Consider the following 15,299-nt stretch of genomic DNA (forward strand, 5'->3'; position numbering starts at 1 on the left):
GACCCGGAAGATATTGCCAAGACCGATGCCAAGGTGAAGGAACTGCTGCCGGACAACAAGCACCTGCACAACTGGCTCGACATGGCAAAAGAACGCATCGAGTTTCAGGGACTGCCAGCGCGTATTTGCTGGGTCGGTCTTGGAGATCGCCATCGCCTCGGTCTTGCTTTCAACGAAATGGTCCGCAATGGCGAGTTGAAAGCACCGATCGTCATTGGTCGCGATCATCTCGATTCAGGCTCGGTTGCTTCGCCAAACCGCGAGACTGAATCCATGAAGGATGGTTCGGATGCCGTATCCGACTGGCCGCTGCTCAATGCGCTTCTCAACACGGCATCGGGCGCAACATGGGTATCGCTCCATCACGGCGGCGGCGTCGGCATGGGCTTCTCGCAGCATTCGGGCATGGTCATTTGCTGTGACGGTTCGGAAGAAGCAGATGAGCGCATCGGTCGCGTGTTGTGGAACGATCCGGCAACCGGCGTTATGCGTCATGCCGATGCAGGCTATGAACAAGCGCTCGACTGGGCCAAACAGCAGGGCCTGCGTCTGCCTGCGATTCTTGGAAACTGATCTATGAAAGTGTTGCGCAACGCCGACCATAAGCGCATGCCGTGGAAAAACGGTGGCGGTGTTACTGTCGAAATTGCCATTCATCCGAAAGAAGCGTCAGTCGATAATTTCGACTGGCGCATTTCCACTGCAACCGTTGCCAATGATGGCCCCTTCTCGGTCTTCCCCGACATCGACCGGACCTTGTCCGTGCTGGAAGGCAACGGCATTGTTCTCGATGTCGAAGGTGTGGAAACCACCCTCACCCGCGACACAGCTCCCTTTGCCTTTGCTGCCGATGCAAGCTCCGGTGCGCGCCTGATTGCGGGAACAATCACCGATCTCAACGTCATGACGCGACGGGGAAAATTTACGCATCATGTCACCCGCATCGCCATTGATGATTCGATAATTGTTGCACCAGATGGCAACACAATGCTTATTTTCTGTGCAGAAGGTAATTTCGATCTGAAATCAGACAGCGGAATCGCGCAAATGGATTTGCACGATTGCCTGCTGCTAGCGGAAAATGAGCAGTTTTCTGTAGAACTTATTGGTAAGGGTATCGCCTATAAGGTTTTAATTATGGATATTAATGTAGAAAATCAGTGAATCCGCACGCGTGATTATGTTCAGCATGGAACGACTACCTTATTCGCCGCACCCGACATTGCAAATGGTCAGGTTATGACTCGATGCCGTGCCCGTCACCGCCACTAGGAATTCCTCGGGTTCCTTAAACATATTGAGGCGAATATTCTGCCTGTCCTCGACGCCCATCTGGTGGTCGATAATTATGTAGCTCACAAACATCCGAAAGTCCGTGCATAGCTCGCGGCTCGTCCGCGCTTCCATGTCCACTACACACCAACTTATGCGTCATGGCTCAACCAGGTCGAGCGGCAGTTTGACCCTATCACGCAACGGCAGATACGCCTTGGTTCTTTCGTCAGCGCCAGGGACCTGATTGGGAAAATAAGCGCCTTCGTTGAAGCCTATAATGCCAAGGCAAAACCCTTTGTCTGGACAGCCACAAGCCAGTCCATCCTCGCGAAGATCGAACGATTATGTAAAGCTATTTGCCGGACAGGACACTAGGCCGTGTGGACGAATTGACTCAGGTATAAGTTTTCCGGTTCCAGATTTTCTTTCAACATGATTCACACATTGCCGACGTAATTTGGAGGTCGGCAATGTGCACCAAGATTACAGAGAGTGACTATGAACTGGCACTGGAGGTCTTTCGTGCTTGTCTACCAGCCGTTGGCGCGAAAGCAAAAAATGACCGCCTATTTCTTGAGGCATTGCATTATTTCACCCTTCATAACATCTCATGGCGGGCTTTGCCTGAGCGATTTGGTAACTGGAACAGCATATGGAAGCGTTTTGACCGCTTGGGTAAAGCGGGTGTGTTCGAAGACTATTTTTCCATTTTGGCTGGGCTTGATGAAAGCGCTCATCTGATTGCTATGTTCGACAGCACCGTCATTCGCGCCCATATATCTGCAGCAGGTGCTAAAGGGGGCAGGAAGGTCAAGCGCTCGGTCGTTCTCGTGGAGGGTTCGGAACCAACATCCATCTGAAAACCGACCGAAATGGTCAGCCCCTTGGGTTTGAACTAACCGGAGGCGAAGCTTCCGATAGTAAACAGTTTGAAAGCCTCATGGAAACTGGCCCTCAAGCCAGGCACCGCGCTATTATTGCTGACAAAGGCTATGATAGCGACGTTAATAGAGAGACTGCGCGAAAGGCTGGCGCAATTCCTGTGATCCCTTACAGATCAAACAGAAGAAATATTCCGAAACATTTTGCCACGGCGCTTTATCGAGGTCGCGCACGTATTGAACAAATGATGGGGAAGCTCAAACGGTTCAAACGTGTAGCACTACGTTGCGAGAAAACAGCAAGAAATTTCCGATCCATCGTCGCAATCGCTGCTGCTTTTATCTTAATCAATTCCGTCCACACGGCCTAGCATGTGATCATCGGCTCAAGTTTACAGCATTCACTCGTGTAACCCGTGCCTCGTGAGAAGAGCGCAGACGGTAACGATCTCCAGGATAAGTGAACCGGCTGCGTGTCACTGGTATACCATCGCGCCATGTCTGCCTATCTACAAGCAAACAAGGCTGACTGATATCAATCTGCAGATTTTCGCGAATGTCTTCATCCGCGCGTATAGCACGGATTGTATTGTCGACTGTCGTGACAATCGTGTTACGCAACAGCCAGAAATTCGGGGTAATCAGGGTGAAGTCCTGCTCGAGATAATCGGGCGCTTCAGCGCTATTCACATATCGCTCTTCGATTTGGATCGGTGTTCCATCTTCGAGGTGCAAAAGCTTGGAATAGAAGACGTCGTTTTCGGGCGAGCTCTGCAACATATTCCGCCGCGGGTTGTCCGCACTCAAAACCTCGTGCTGCAAAACACGGCTGCTATGCGCGCCGCCCGACAGGATCACTTCCTCTGAAGCGTCTGGCAAATTGAAAATCGCGCATTGCATCCGCGGGCCAACGACGAATGTTCCGCGTCCCTGAATGCGCAACAGAACCCCGTCAGCCTGCAATTCCCGCAATGCCCGGCGCACTGTCAGGCGAGATGCACTGAAGGTTCCCGCAAGGTCATCTTCTGAAGGCACCTGAAAGTTTGCCGGCCATTCTGCTGTTTCGATCTTTTTGTCGATAGCGCTTTTTATTTGAGCATATAATGGTTGGTCTGAACTGTTCATATCTCACAACAAATGATGTTATTAATAGCGCATAATCACATTCATAGTCGGGCTGGGTCAAGTCCACTTGCGTGATTACACATGGCATGAATCACGGGTTTCACCCCTAATGATTGCTTGCTAATGTTCTGGCTACAAATTCAGCGTCTGCCGGAAGTTGGTCCAGCGCCGGAAAGCCGAAGACATTCAAGAACATCAGCGAAACCGCTAAAATATTTGGTTTGTCATCAATGGAATCCACCCTGAAATAGATTGGGATCAGTTTTTCCAAAACATCAACTTCAATTCTTTCGGCGTTTAACTCAGCACTTTTGATAGTCTCGCGGAAGACACCCGTATTTTCAAAACGTGTCGCCCGCGCATGCACCTTCAGCGTCTTTCGGACAATTCTCAGCGGGATTACAACCTCTTCCCGCCATTCTTGTATTTCGGCGTATAGAGCGCTGAGCGCTTTTGCCGTGACATATCGGTCTGTTGTTACCGCGTGCAGAACCGCCAGATAAAACGGCACATCAATGGCATAATTGTCTTGCAAGCTCAGCAAGGCAGCCGGAATTCCGGGCTTGGCATAGAGTTGAAGCATAAAGCTCCAAAGTGCTGAATGACGTTCTATATCGTCCACTCGCGTGATCCTCTGCCTTTAAGATCCAGGCTTCAGCCCATCCCAACGTTTAACCGTGCCTGTTTCAATACCGAACAGATCAAGAGCGCGGCCCACAGAATGGCAGATCATCTCGTTAATGCTTTCGGGATGCGAATAAAAGGCTGGAACGGGCGGCATGATGATTGCCCCCATTTCAGTGAGTGCTGTCATCGTTTTCAAATGCCCGAGATGCAGCGGCGTTTCCCGCACCATGAGAACCAGTCGGCGCCGTTCTTTCAAAACCACATCAGCGGCCCTGCTCATCAGTGTCGACGTCACACCCGACGCTATCTCCGACATGGTTTTAACCGAACACGGAGCAACCAGCATACCCATCGTCCTGAACGATCCCGATGCTATCGAAGCGCCGACATCCGCAGCCGAATGAACCACATCGGCGCGATGCGACAGCTCTGATTTTTGTATACCAAGCTCCTGATGGAGCGTGAGCAGCGCTGCGCGCGAAACAACGAGATGCGTTTCGACGCCCACTGATCGCGCCAGTTCCAGTGCCTTAAGCCCATAAGCTGCGCCCGAAGCGCCCGAAATTCCTATCACCAGGCGTTGAGCGCTCATCGGTTACGCTCCCTCGAACCAGTCGCTGGCCTTGACACTGTCGCCAAGTCGCAATCGCTTGCGTTCAAACTCCTGTTCCCGTCCCCATGGCTTGGTCGCATCCACAAGCAGCCTGCCCCAATGGTCCTTCTGTTCATCCCGATAAAATGATGGTGTATCCGGGATGATCAGCATGTCCTTGTCTGGGCGACAACGCGTTAGAATGGCCCATTGCACATCATCCATGTCGTAGATATTCACGTCGGTATCCACCACCGTGATCTGTTTTGACCATATGGGTTCGGCCCCGATAGCCGCCAGCATGACCTGACGCGCATGTCCCTCGAACTGTGGCTCGATCTGGATGATGGCGTGATTGACGAATGGCTGGCAGGTGACATTGATGATACCGGGAAGCGCAGCACTCAAGCGCTGATAAATATTCGCGGAAACCGATAGTTCGAGTGTGAGCACTTCTTCAGGTGAACCACATAATATCGAATGGAACAGTGCGTCTTTGCGCACGGTGACGCCCAGTACTTCGAAAACCGCATTAGGTCCGACAGGAACGTAATACCCCATAAACTCGCCAAAAGGCCCTTCGGCGCGGCGTTCATTGGGAAGAAAGCGTCCTTCGATAACCACTTCGGTTTCTGCAGGAACTTCAAGATCGATATGGTTGCATTTGCGCATGGCAATCGGTCGTCCACGCAGGCGTGCCGCCACTTCCAATTCGTCGACATCATACGGCAGTGGCGCTGCTGCGGTTAGAAATGCATGCGAAGGTGTACCAATCAACATGGCCGCTTCGAGCGGTTTGCCCAGTTTTTCCGCCTTCTCATGATAGATCGTCAGATGATGGCGAGGTGCCAAGCGACAGCGCAGCTCGTTATCGCTGATAAACATCGAGCGATGATAGGACAAATTACCAACGCCGGTTTCCGGATCTTTGGCGATAAACATGGCGGAGGTGAAATAGGGCGCGCCGTCCCGGTCAGAATAGGTAATCAGCGGCAGATCGGACAGCTTCACTTCTTCATATTCGGGAAGCTCGCTGTCATCGGCAAGTTTCAGCGGCTCTTTCATCTCTGACGTGCCAAGAGATGCGAGACGGCTCCACTGGGTGCAAAAATCCTTTGCGTCAATGCCGATCACTTCGGCAATTCTGTCGCGCGTGCTGTAAACATTGCTGACAACGGGAAACCGTGTGCCTTTTACGTTGGTAAACATCACCGGCTTCGCCCATTTTTTCTGCGCAAGCTGTGTGACGGCTGCAAGTTCATGCGCAGGGTCAATCTCTCGATCAACCACCAGCAGATCGCCGCGCTCTTCAAGCTTATTGATAAAATCTCTCATCTCAAACTCCATTCTAGGATTCAGCGGACAGTGCCCAAATTGGGTGTTAATGCGATACGGGTGGTACGCGCGTCGTGCGCGGAACGCAGCCGATAACGGTCTCCGGGATAGATAAAACGGCTACGCGTGACCGGAATCCCGTCGCGCCATGTCGAACGGTCCAGAAGCAGGCAAGGCTGGTTGGCATCGATCTGCAAAAGCTGGCGTATGTCGTCTTCAGCGCGAATGGCACGAATGGCATTATCAACTGTTGTGACCACCGTTTCGCGCCGAAACCATGCTTCGGGGCCTTGCGTTGAAAACGTCTGATCCAGATATCCCGGAGCTTCTGCGGCGTTGACATAGCGCTCTTCAAGCTGAATGGGCGTGCCATCTTCCAGATGAAGAAACCGGCTGTAATAAACCACGGCATCTGCGGACAATTGCAGAATGTTGCGCGCAGGATTGTCCTGCGCAAGAGTTGTGTGAACCAGAACCTGACAGGTGTGCGCGCCGCCAGAGTTGGCGATTTCATCGCTGATATTGGGTAGGTCGAACACGGCGCACTGAATGCGCGGCCCCAGCACAAATGTGCCCCGTCCCTGCACGCGGATTAACACGCCCGCTGTTTGCAGCTCGCGCAACGCACGGCGCACAGTCAATTGTGAAACATCAAACTCTGCGGCCAGATCACCTTCCGAAGGGATCTGGAAATTTGCCGGCCATTCTTCCGTTTCAACGCGGCGATCAATTTCGCTTTTGATTTTTTTATAGAGATGCTGGTCAGTGTTCACGATGCGCGCTCATAAAATTGGCCAATGTGATAGTAAACTTCAACCATTATGATATCATAATCAAGTGCGTAAATTTAGAAATGCTAGAAATGTGTCGGCCAAAAATCGCCCTCATCAGCATAAGGACCGCTATTCTGCGGTTTTATCGCTGTTTTGACCCAATTTCGACGTCTTGTATTTTTTCTGTTGACTTTTAAAGTGATATCACTTTGCATAGATAAGAATATCTTTAGTGCATCGAAATGAATAATTCCGGGCCACGCGGCGGAAAAGGAAGCTATGCTTTCAGCACAAGGGCTCGCCAAGAGGAGGGGCAATGTCGACCCACGACCTGCAAAAACTTGCTATGTATATCAACGGTGAATGGGTAGAGCCGTCATCGGGCCAATATATCGAGACCATCGATCCATTTACGGCGAAGCCTTGGGCCTTGGTGCCTCGCGGCAATGCCGAAGACGCTGACAGAGCCATTCAAGCAGCGCATAATGCCTTTACCAAAGGCCCGTGGAGAAAGTTGCATCCCAGCGAGCGTGGCCGCATTATACAGCGCTTCGCCGATCTCATCGAACAGAATGCAGATGAGCTGGCTGAGATCGAAGTGTGCGATAATGGTCGCCTTCTCGCCGAAATGCGCCATCAAATTCGCTATATTCCGCGCTGGTATCACTATTATGCCGGGCTAGCGGACAAGATCGAAGGTGCGGTGCATCCCTGCGATAAAAAAGCCCTGAGCTTCTCGCGGCACGAGCCACTCGGCGTCTGCGTCGGCATCGTGCCGTGGAACGCACCCCTGTTTCTGTTTTCACTCAAGGCTGCCCCCGCCCTGGCAGCCGGTTGTACGCTGGTGATGAAACCGGCCGAGTATACCTCGGCTACGGCTATCAAATTGATGGAACTGGTTGAAAAGGCTGGCTTCCCCGCAGGTGTGATCAATGTCGTGACCGGCTATGGACCTGAAGTTGGTGAGCCGTTGGTGACGCACCCGCTCACACGCCACGTTGGCTTTACGGGATCGACCCGCACGGGTGCGCATCTATATGCGTTGGCGGCTAAAGACATCAAGCGGGTTAGCCTCGAACTGGGTGGCAAGTCGCCCAATATCATTTTTGAGGACGCCAATCTTGATAATGCCGTACGCGGCGTCGTCGGCGGTATCTTTGGCGCGGTCGGTCAAACCTGTATTGCCGGTTCGCGCTTGTTGTTGCAGCGAAAAATACACGATGAATTTCTGGAAAAACTGACGGTCTTCACCAAAACGGCGCGCATTGGCGACCCCAAACACCTGGATACCCGCATCGGCCCTATAGCCAACGCCATGCAGTATGAGAAAGTGCTGGGCTATATCGATATCGCGCGGCAGGAAGGTGCAGAACTCATCATCGGCGGCAAACGGCCCGATCTGGATGAATGTGCGGCAGGCTATTTCGTTGAGCCAACGATTTTTGCAGGTGTGAACAATGATATGCGCATTGCGCGTGAAGAGGTGTTTGGACCTGTTCTGGCAGCCATTCCATTTGATGATGCGGAAGAAGCCGTAGCCATCGCCAATGACAGCGAATTCGGGTTGGCTGCAGGTGTCTGGACCTCGGATATGCGTCGCGCCATACTCATGTCGGAAAGCCTGGAAGCGGGCAGTGTCTGGGTAAACACATATCGCGATGTGTCCTACACCACTCCGTTTGGCGGCTATAAAAAGAGCGGAATAGGCCGGGAAAACGGAATAGAAGGAATTAAAGAGTTCCTGCAAACCAAAGCCGTGTGGTTATCCACTGCAGAGGAGATAGCAAATCCGTTCGTGATCGGCTGACAAGGAACGCCAGAACAAAGCCTAAAAAAGCGAGCCATTTGAGGCCGGGTGGTTCGCAAAAAATTACGGCCAAAGGGGAACTAGAAAATGAGTATTAAAGAAACAGTGCGCTCTAAAAAGGCGATTACGCTTACTGTCGGAGCAACGATAAGCCTTCTCATGATCACAGGCTCTGTCAGTGCGCAAACCGCAGCGGACAGCCTGCCACAGAAATATCGCGAAGCCGGTGTAATCAAGCTGGTTACCGACGCGAAATATCCGCCCTTTCAGTCTATGAACGACGCTGGCGAAATGGTCGGTTTTGAAGTCGATCTCTGGAATGCCATCGCCGCCCGTCTCAACGTCAAAGTCGATGTTACATCGGTTTCGTTCGATTCTCTGATCCCCGGTGTTCAGTCGGGACGTTGGGATATTGCGATGGAAGGCATCACCGACAATGCCGAACGCCAGAAAGTCGTTAGTTTCGTTGATTACGGATACACCACATCATCGGCCTATGTCCTTGAGCAAAAAGGCGCTGATATCAGCGACCATTTAGGCCTTTGCGGGCTGAAAGGTTCCGCGCAAAGCGGCACCGAATGGGTGGACATGATCACGAAGGAAATCGGCGAAGCCTGCGTTGCGGCCGGCAAAGAAAAGCCAACCGTTTCAGAATTCGGCACATCCGAAGCAACATTGCTGTCGGTTTATTCCGGTCGGAGTGATTTCGTTTTGACCTCTGCGGCACTTGCTGGAGAAATTCAGAAGTCGGCACCACATCCGGTCAAAGTTATTCCCATGCAAATTTTGCCAAGAATGCCCAGTGGCATCGCATTCCGTAAAAATGAAACAGATCTCGGCGAGGCTCTGCTGGCAGCTCTGAAGGAAGTCAAGGCCAGCGGCGACTACGACAAAATCTACGCAAAATGGACTGTCTCGCCAATGGCGATGGAACACGAGCCAGGTATAAATCTGGCCACGATCCCAACTTCAAAATAGCAATCTCGGCCGGTGATATAACTCGGGATTGAGTTCATCGGCCGCATCAATGCGAATATGATTGAGAGACAGCTACTATGTCGGATGATTCAATTCTCGCCGCCTCGCCTTCTCCTGACCGGCCCATGCTGACATATATTTCGGCCAGCGCTTGGAAGACGCGGATAACTGCAACGCTGCTTATCATCTTCATACTTTATTGCGCCCAGATGATTGCGGCTAATCCTAATTTTGGATGGAGTGTAGTTGGAGAATATCTGTTCGATAGTCGCATCCTGTGGGGGCTGTCTCTCACGCTATGGCTGACTGTGGTCACCATGGTTATTGGGGTTGTTCTGGGAACGATTTTAGCCATCATGGCGATGTCCAATAATTTCGTTATTTCGAAAGTAGCCAAAGCCTATATCTGGTTCTTTCGTGGAACCCCCGTCCTGGTTCAATTGATCTTCTGGTACAACCTCGGTGCCCTGTTTCCCGAAATATCGATCGGGCTGCCTTTCACATCATGGTGGATTTCGGTTCCCACCAATTCATTGATATCGCCGGTAACGGCTGCTGTCCTTGGTCTGGGATTGAACGAAGGCGCATATATGTCCGAAATCATTCGGAGCGGCCTGATGTCGGTGGAACCCGGTCAAAAACAAGCGGCGAAATCACTTGGCATGACCAACGGCAAGGCTTTGTGGCGCATTATATTGCCGCAGGCGATGCCAGTGATCATCCCTCCGACCGGCAATCAGACGATTGGGATGCTGAAAACATCCTCTCTGGTGAGTGTGATATCATTGGCTGACCTGCTTTATTCGGCGCAAACTATCTACTCCCGCAACTTTCAGACCATCCCTTTGTTGATCGTGGCGTGCATCTGGTATCTGGCGGCAACGACCATTCTGAGTGCTGTACAGGTTCGCATCGAGCGGCATTTTAGTCGCTCCAATCAGCAGACAAATACATCCTCAACTCGCCTTCCCCGTCGTCTGTTTCGTCAGAAAGCTTGATAAAATGTCCGATTCGATGATTGTCTTTGACCGGGTGTCGAAAAATTACGGCAGCATGACTGTCCTCAATAACATCAACCTTGAAGTGGCCGCCGGTGAGGTGATTAGTCTGATTGGCCCATCGGGATCGGGAAAATCAACGTTGCTGCGCTGCGTGAACCATTTGGAACGCATTGAGCAAGGCAGCATCACGGTGGACGGTGAGTTGATCGGTTACCGACGCGAAGGCAATTTTGCGCACGAACTTCCAGAAAAGATGATCGCACGCCAACGCGCCCGGATCGGCATGGTGTTCCAGAACTTCAACCTCTTTGGACATAAAACAGCACTCGAAAACGTCATCGAAGCGCCTGTTCATGTGCTGGGAATTGCAAAAAGCGAAGCTGTGAAACAAGCGAGCGAGGTGTTGGCACGCGTGGGGCTTGCCGATAAATTACATCACTATCCCCGCATGTTATCTGGTGGGCAGCAGCAACGCGTTGCCATTGCGCGCGCTTTGGCAATGAAGCCCAAAGTCCTGCTTTTCGATGAACCGACCAGTGCGCTTGATCCTGAACTGGTGGGGGAAGTGCTCGACGTCATGCGGTCGCTAGCAGCAGATGGTCTGACAATGATGGTGGTGACGCACGAGATGTCGTTTGCACGCGATGTTTGCAATCGGATTGCATTCATGCAAGCTGGCCAAATTGTCGAATGCGGTGCTCCCTCGGAAATATTGGATAATCCCGCATTTGAGCGAACCCGCTCTTTCCTTTCCAAGGTTCACTAGATGACTATTCCGCACAAGGCGGTTTCTTCGGATAAATGGGACCTGATCATCGTTGGCGGCGGTATAGTCGGATGTTCAACGGCTCTTTATGCCGCACGATCAGGCTTGCGTGTGCTGATTGTCGAGCGTGATACACCGGGATCCAGACAATCCGGCCGAAATCTTGGCTTTGTGCGTCAGCAGGGCCGTGACTTTCGCGAGCTTCCGCTGGCCATGGCTTCTCTCAACCTGTGGGAAGGACTGGAGCGGGATCTGGGCCGTAAAGTGGGCTGGCTTCGTGGCGGCAACGCGGTCCTTGCCACCAGTGACAGTGACCTTTCCAACCAAGCCGATTGGCAATCCAAAGCCACAAAGTATGGGTTGGACACGGTTCTGCTTACACAAGCGCAAATTCGCGAAAAGCTTCCCCTTATCGCAGACAATGCTAAAGTGCGCGGGGCCATGTTTACCGCATCAGACGGGCGTGCCGAACCGAGTCGAGCAACGCGAGCCATGTTTGAAGCGGCGATTGAAGCCGGTGTTTCCGTTATCCTTGGCGCGCGTGTGACACGAGTGGATATTCAGGCTGGTCATGTGCACGGGGTCTGGATTGGCCGCAGGCTTTATCGCGCAGATCAGGTGCTGTGCGCAGCGGGCACCGAAAGCTCCAAGCTGTTGCGCGCGGTTGGGTACATTCTCCCGCAAGAAAGAATACGCGCAACCGTGGCACGAACGGTCCCGGCCGCAGATCTCACCGTCAATCCCTGCATTTCACTGCCACTGACCGGCATTCGTCAGGATGCACGTGGAGCATTCGTCTTTTCAGTGGCGGGCGGGGAATATGATGTTCGTCTCGATTCCTGGCGCACCATGCGTCACTACCAAGAAACACGTAAGAGCAATCCTGACGCGGCCCGGATAAATTATCTAGGTCCTCTGCAAAAGTTAGCGCCCTTGCGACCATCGGCACCGATTGCTGACATTGCACCAACAAGCGAGGCGGTAGAACCCGCGTATTATCGCGTGCAGCAGGCGCAGGATGAGATAAGGCGCTTCCTGCCGGCGATCGCTGATCTCGAAATCGAAGCGGTTTGGGCTGGCATCATCGACACACTTCCTGATGTGATCCCGGTTATGGGCCATGTGAACGGCGTCGATGGACTTCTAGTGGCGACGGGCTTCAGTGGACACGGTTTTGGCCTAGGTCCAATGGCTGGTAAAGTCATGGCTGAATTCGCACAAGGGCACTCGTCTTCAGTGGATATATCGGGCCTATCACCGGATCGGTTCTAACCATAATCGGTAGACCTCAAACAGTGTAACGCGCACCCAACACAATCAACTAACAAAGACAAGGAGACGGAAAATGGCACAGAGAATTTTTTCTGGAGTCCCTTCGGAGGCAATCGCCGGATATGCCAAAGCGGTTATTGATGGAAGCACAATTTATGTTTCGGGGACCACTGGCCGCGATAAAACAACAGGCATATTTCCCACTGATGCAGCGCAACAGGCACGCAATGCGCTCGCCGAGATCGACGACGTTCTGAAGAAGGCGGGGGCAAGCCTTGCCCACGCCGTCGCCAGCCGCGTTTACGTCACCGATCTTGAGGCCGCCGATGCTGTAACGCCAGTGCTTGGGGAAGTGTTCAAAGACATTCGGCCGACCAGTACGTTCCTAATCTGCCAGATCCCTGCACGCGGTGCGAAAGTGGAGATCGAGATTATAGCTTCAGTCGCTCAGTAAGGCGACCTTTCCTACTGTCTGACTAAAGCGCTTAGCTAAATTCACATCTTAGATTTCAAGTCCTGAGAATTATACAAATGACGCAAATTTGGCTGGCGACTTGATACTCCTCGTCAAGAATCGTTCAACATTGACGCCAGCTGAAAATTGCAGCAGACAGCCATTAAGCGTCAGAGGCTGACGGTTGATTACCAGTCAAGATTCTTGGTTCAAGTACCATCCTGACGCAGAATCGCTCCAGAGGAAGCTTTAGCTTAAGCCTACCGATTGTGAAATTCAGTTTCCGTTTCAAGCCACTTAATGAGACCATGAAGCCCCACGCTCTATCTCAATCTTAAAAGATCTATCTTTTCCGGGTAGGAGACTTGGCTTGGACGTCAACTCTGGGAACTTCAGGTCGTGATCGAACCTTATTTATGTTTAGAGTTGGTTCAACTTTCGCGGCGAGCGGATAATCCTCACCTCTACGTGACCTCTTTCTTTTGCCACGTCTCCAGAACATGATGACGATTAAGAAAGCACCAAATAACAGAACCTTAAAGCTTGAGGAATCCGCATTTCCGTCAGTCGTGCCAACACCGGCTTCGGGCCCTGCGGAATTTCTATCGTCTGTTTGAGGTAAGATAGCCGAAGCGCTGGAATTTTGTGAAACGACTGAACCTGGGTTAACAATCGGAAAGAGTTTTTCCAGCGTTGCTTTGTCAATCGTACCCTTTTCTTCGAGCCCATTCTCGCGCTGATACTTCTTCAGCGCCAAGATTGATTTGCGCCCCCAAACACCATCCGCAGAACCCGGATCGAACCCTCTGGAGATGAGTTCACTTTGCACTTCTTTCGGCGTGCGGAACTGAGTAGCGACAGCGTGTGTGGGTGTCTGACATCAGCGCCTTTGAGACAAAACTGGTTTAATTAAGAAGAGAGGATTTTCGGCTCATCATAGCTTTATCAAAGGACGCAAAGATGAGACAGAAACCGGTTCCCCAAACGTCTTTTGCGGAAAAGACGATCAAAGATATCCGTCGTGCCACGCGTAAACATTATTCAGCCGAGAATAAAATCCGTATTGTTTTGGAAGGTCTGCGCCGGGAAGACAGCATTGCTGCGATCTGCCGCCGTGAGGCGCGACTTTCACCGGATGTGGCCGGCACCTCGTCGAGCCTCGAAGAAGTGCGCAGGATGATCATCACCGGGCTTGGCATCGGTCCACTTCCATTGCATGTCGCGCGACGCGAGATCGATGACGGCCTTCTCTGGCGTCTGCCGCCTTACGACAACCCTCCTGCCATCGATGTTTTCCTGATCCACAATCCTGAAGCCAACCTCAACAAGGCGGAAAAGGCCATGCTGGCCGGACTGAAATCTATCATTGCATCAACGCCCCTTGAGGAGCGCATCTACCAGGATTGAGCCCCCCAAAGCCCCCTATCTTCATGGCTGCGCAAGCAGCGTTTCATGATAGGCCCAGAACTCGTGGATAAACCGCTGAGCCAGGCTGTTGTCAGGGCGGTTGCTCCGACGAATGATAAGAAACCCTGCATCAACAAAGCTGTTAAATGGCCGTGTCACCACACCGCGCCCGCGAAAATCGGTTGCAGAGGACGGGTCAATGATTGTTATACCGGCGCCTTCGGCAACCAGTGTTAGCGCCGTGTGTGACAGGCGGGTTTCAATGGTGGCCGATCGTGGGATGCGCGCCAGCGCAACTTCAACGCGCATAGCAAAAAGCGATCCCGGTTCAAGTGTGATCATCCGTTCATTGGCGAGATCCTCAGGAGAAACCTCCCTATAGTCTACCAGTCGGTGTCCTTCCGGGACCGCAACCACTGCCGGTATAACACGCGTTTCGATATCGAACCCGGGTCTGTCCAGCGGGCCGTCTGCAAAGCCGATATCGGCCTGCCCTGACGCAACCGACTCCACAACCAACGCGGAGGAAATGCCGTTTAGGGAAGCATGAATATTGGGACGGGGTTTGAGAAAGCGCGCAAGGAAGCGCGGCATGATCCCATTTGCGAGTGCAGGCATGGCCGCGATACGCAACATGCCTGCGTTCTGACGACTAATTTCGTCGGCGAAACTCCTGATCCGATTGAGCCCGACATAGGCCCGCTCCACTTCCTGCAACAGCGTCATGGCTGCCTGCGTGGGGATCAGCTGGTTTCCGCGACGGTTAAAGAGCTTGAGTTTGGTATCGATCTCAAGGTCGCGGATCAGGCGGCTCACGGCGGGCTGCGTGATCGACATCAGTTCCGCTGCAGCCGTCATTTTTCCTGTCAGCATGACGGTTCGGAACGCTTCGACCTGACGCAGGTTCATGTTTCACCATAATATTGGGTTATGCTCTAGGCTTAATTTTGAATTTGACTGTATTGAGGCGCACTGTCAAACCTTTCCCATAATCGTACCGTCGCGA

17 protein-coding genes and 2 pseudogenes are annotated in these 15,299 nt (G+C 52.3%); 12 read left to right on the forward strand and 7 right to left on the reverse strand.

Features of this window, described 5'->3' with window-relative positions; all coding sequences use genetic code 11:
* The 4 genes and pseudogenes from OPR82_RS20755 to OPR82_RS20770 form a co-directional block, all read left to right on the forward strand.
* Positions 1-573 (forward strand): annotated as a pseudogene (locus OPR82_RS20755) (urocanate hydratase); the annotation flags it as partial.
* A 3-nt stretch (positions 574-576) separates the two neighbouring features.
* On the forward strand, positions 577-1,164 hold the full coding sequence (locus tag OPR82_RS20760) for a HutD/Ves family protein (protein WP_265986836.1): 588 nt from the start codon (positions 577-579) through the stop codon (positions 1,162-1,164).
* A gap of 581 nt (positions 1,165-1,745) precedes the next feature.
* Complete coding sequence (locus OPR82_RS20765; RefSeq protein WP_128095019.1) at positions 1,746-2,135, forward strand: transposase; 390 nt, start codon at positions 1,746-1,748, stop codon at positions 2,133-2,135.
* A complete protein-coding gene (locus tag OPR82_RS20770; RefSeq protein ID WP_265986889.1) occupies positions 2,132-2,527 on the forward strand; it encodes an IS5 family transposase in 396 nt (131 codons plus the stop codon). Before OPR82_RS20765 ends, OPR82_RS20770 begins: the two co-directional genes overlap by 4 nt.
* Positions 2,528-2,534: 7 nt before the next feature.
* Here the strand turns inward: OPR82_RS20770 and OPR82_RS20775 are convergent, their stop codons facing one another.
* From OPR82_RS20775 to OPR82_RS20795, 5 genes are all read right to left on the reverse strand, one after another.
* Positions 2,535-3,281: a UTRA domain-containing protein gene (locus OPR82_RS20775; protein WP_024899070.1), complete on the reverse strand. Its 747-nt coding sequence runs from the start codon at positions 3,279-3,281 to the stop codon at positions 2,535-2,537.
* Between the two features lie 106 nt (positions 3,282-3,387).
* The gene (locus tag OPR82_RS20780; RefSeq protein ID WP_265986837.1) at positions 3,388-3,903 is read right to left on the reverse strand and encodes a TIGR02444 family protein; all 516 of its coding nucleotides are present in this window, start codon (positions 3,901-3,903) and stop codon (positions 3,388-3,390) included.
* An 18-nt stretch (positions 3,904-3,921) separates the two neighbouring features.
* Positions 3,922-4,500 (reverse strand): UbiX family flavin prenyltransferase, encoded by a 579-nt coding sequence (locus OPR82_RS20785; RefSeq protein WP_265986838.1) that lies wholly within the window; start codon positions 4,498-4,500, stop codon positions 3,922-3,924.
* Between the two features lie 3 nt (positions 4,501-4,503).
* Positions 4,504-5,835: a UbiD family decarboxylase gene (locus OPR82_RS20790; RefSeq protein WP_024899067.1), complete on the reverse strand. Its 1,332-nt coding sequence runs from the start codon at positions 5,833-5,835 to the stop codon at positions 4,504-4,506.
* A gap of 20 nt (positions 5,836-5,855) precedes the next feature.
* Positions 5,856-6,608 (reverse strand): UTRA domain-containing protein, encoded by a 753-nt coding sequence (locus OPR82_RS20795; RefSeq protein ID WP_179253449.1) that lies wholly within the window; start codon positions 6,606-6,608, stop codon positions 5,856-5,858.
* Positions 6,609-6,924: 316 nt separating this feature from the next.
* On the opposite strand from OPR82_RS20795, the gene OPR82_RS20800 reads away from it, so the two are divergent.
* From OPR82_RS20800 to OPR82_RS20825, 6 genes are all read left to right on the forward strand, one after another.
* Complete coding sequence (locus OPR82_RS20800) at positions 6,925-8,415, forward strand: aldehyde dehydrogenase (RefSeq protein WP_265986840.1); 1,491 nt, start codon at positions 6,925-6,927, stop codon at positions 8,413-8,415.
* Positions 8,416-8,502: 87 nt separating this feature from the next.
* Positions 8,503-9,393 (forward strand): ABC transporter substrate-binding protein, encoded by an 891-nt coding sequence (locus tag OPR82_RS20805; protein WP_024899064.1) that lies wholly within the window; start codon positions 8,503-8,505, stop codon positions 9,391-9,393.
* A gap of 77 nt (positions 9,394-9,470) precedes the next feature.
* Positions 9,471-10,391: an amino acid ABC transporter permease gene (locus OPR82_RS20810; protein WP_112807287.1), complete on the forward strand. Its 921-nt coding sequence runs from the start codon at positions 9,471-9,473 to the stop codon at positions 10,389-10,391.
* 4 nt (positions 10,392-10,395) lie between these two features.
* The gene (locus OPR82_RS20815; protein WP_112807289.1) at positions 10,396-11,160 is read left to right on the forward strand and encodes an amino acid ABC transporter ATP-binding protein; all 765 of its coding nucleotides are present in this window, start codon (positions 10,396-10,398) and stop codon (positions 11,158-11,160) included.
* Positions 11,161-12,432, forward strand: a complete 1,272-nt coding sequence (locus OPR82_RS20820; protein ID WP_024899061.1) for an NAD(P)/FAD-dependent oxidoreductase — start codon at positions 11,161-11,163, stop codon at positions 12,430-12,432.
* Between the two features lie 73 nt (positions 12,433-12,505).
* Positions 12,506-12,886, forward strand: a complete 381-nt coding sequence (locus tag OPR82_RS20825) for a RidA family protein (RefSeq protein ID WP_024899060.1) — start codon at positions 12,506-12,508, stop codon at positions 12,884-12,886.
* Between the two features lie 343 nt (positions 12,887-13,229).
* Here OPR82_RS20825 and OPR82_RS20830 read toward each other — a convergent pair whose 3' ends face one another.
* Positions 13,230-13,715: a peptidoglycan-binding domain-containing protein gene (locus OPR82_RS20830; RefSeq protein WP_265986844.1), complete on the reverse strand. Its 486-nt coding sequence runs from the start codon at positions 13,713-13,715 to the stop codon at positions 13,230-13,232.
* 131 nt (positions 13,716-13,846) lie between these two features.
* Here OPR82_RS20830 and OPR82_RS22840 point away from each other — a divergent pair.
* Positions 13,847-14,009, forward strand: a pseudogene (locus OPR82_RS22840) (IS3 family transposase); the annotation flags it as partial.
* 14 nt (positions 14,010-14,023) lie between these two features.
* On the forward strand, positions 14,024-14,293 hold the full coding sequence (locus OPR82_RS22845) for a LysR substrate-binding domain-containing protein (RefSeq protein WP_407673289.1): 270 nt from the start codon (positions 14,024-14,026) through the stop codon (positions 14,291-14,293).
* 21 nt (positions 14,294-14,314) lie between these two features.
* On the opposite strand, the gene OPR82_RS20840 is transcribed toward OPR82_RS22845, so the two are convergent.
* Positions 14,315-15,202: a LysR substrate-binding domain-containing protein gene (locus tag OPR82_RS20840; RefSeq protein WP_265986848.1), complete on the reverse strand. Its 888-nt coding sequence runs from the start codon at positions 15,200-15,202 to the stop codon at positions 14,315-14,317.
* Between the last annotated feature and the right edge of the window lie 97 nt (positions 15,203-15,299).

It is taken from the genome of Ochrobactrum chromiisoli (assembly GCF_026241335.1).
In the GTDB taxonomy this organism is placed as follows: Bacteria; Pseudomonadota; Alphaproteobacteria; order Rhizobiales; family Rhizobiaceae; genus Brucella; species Brucella chromiisoli.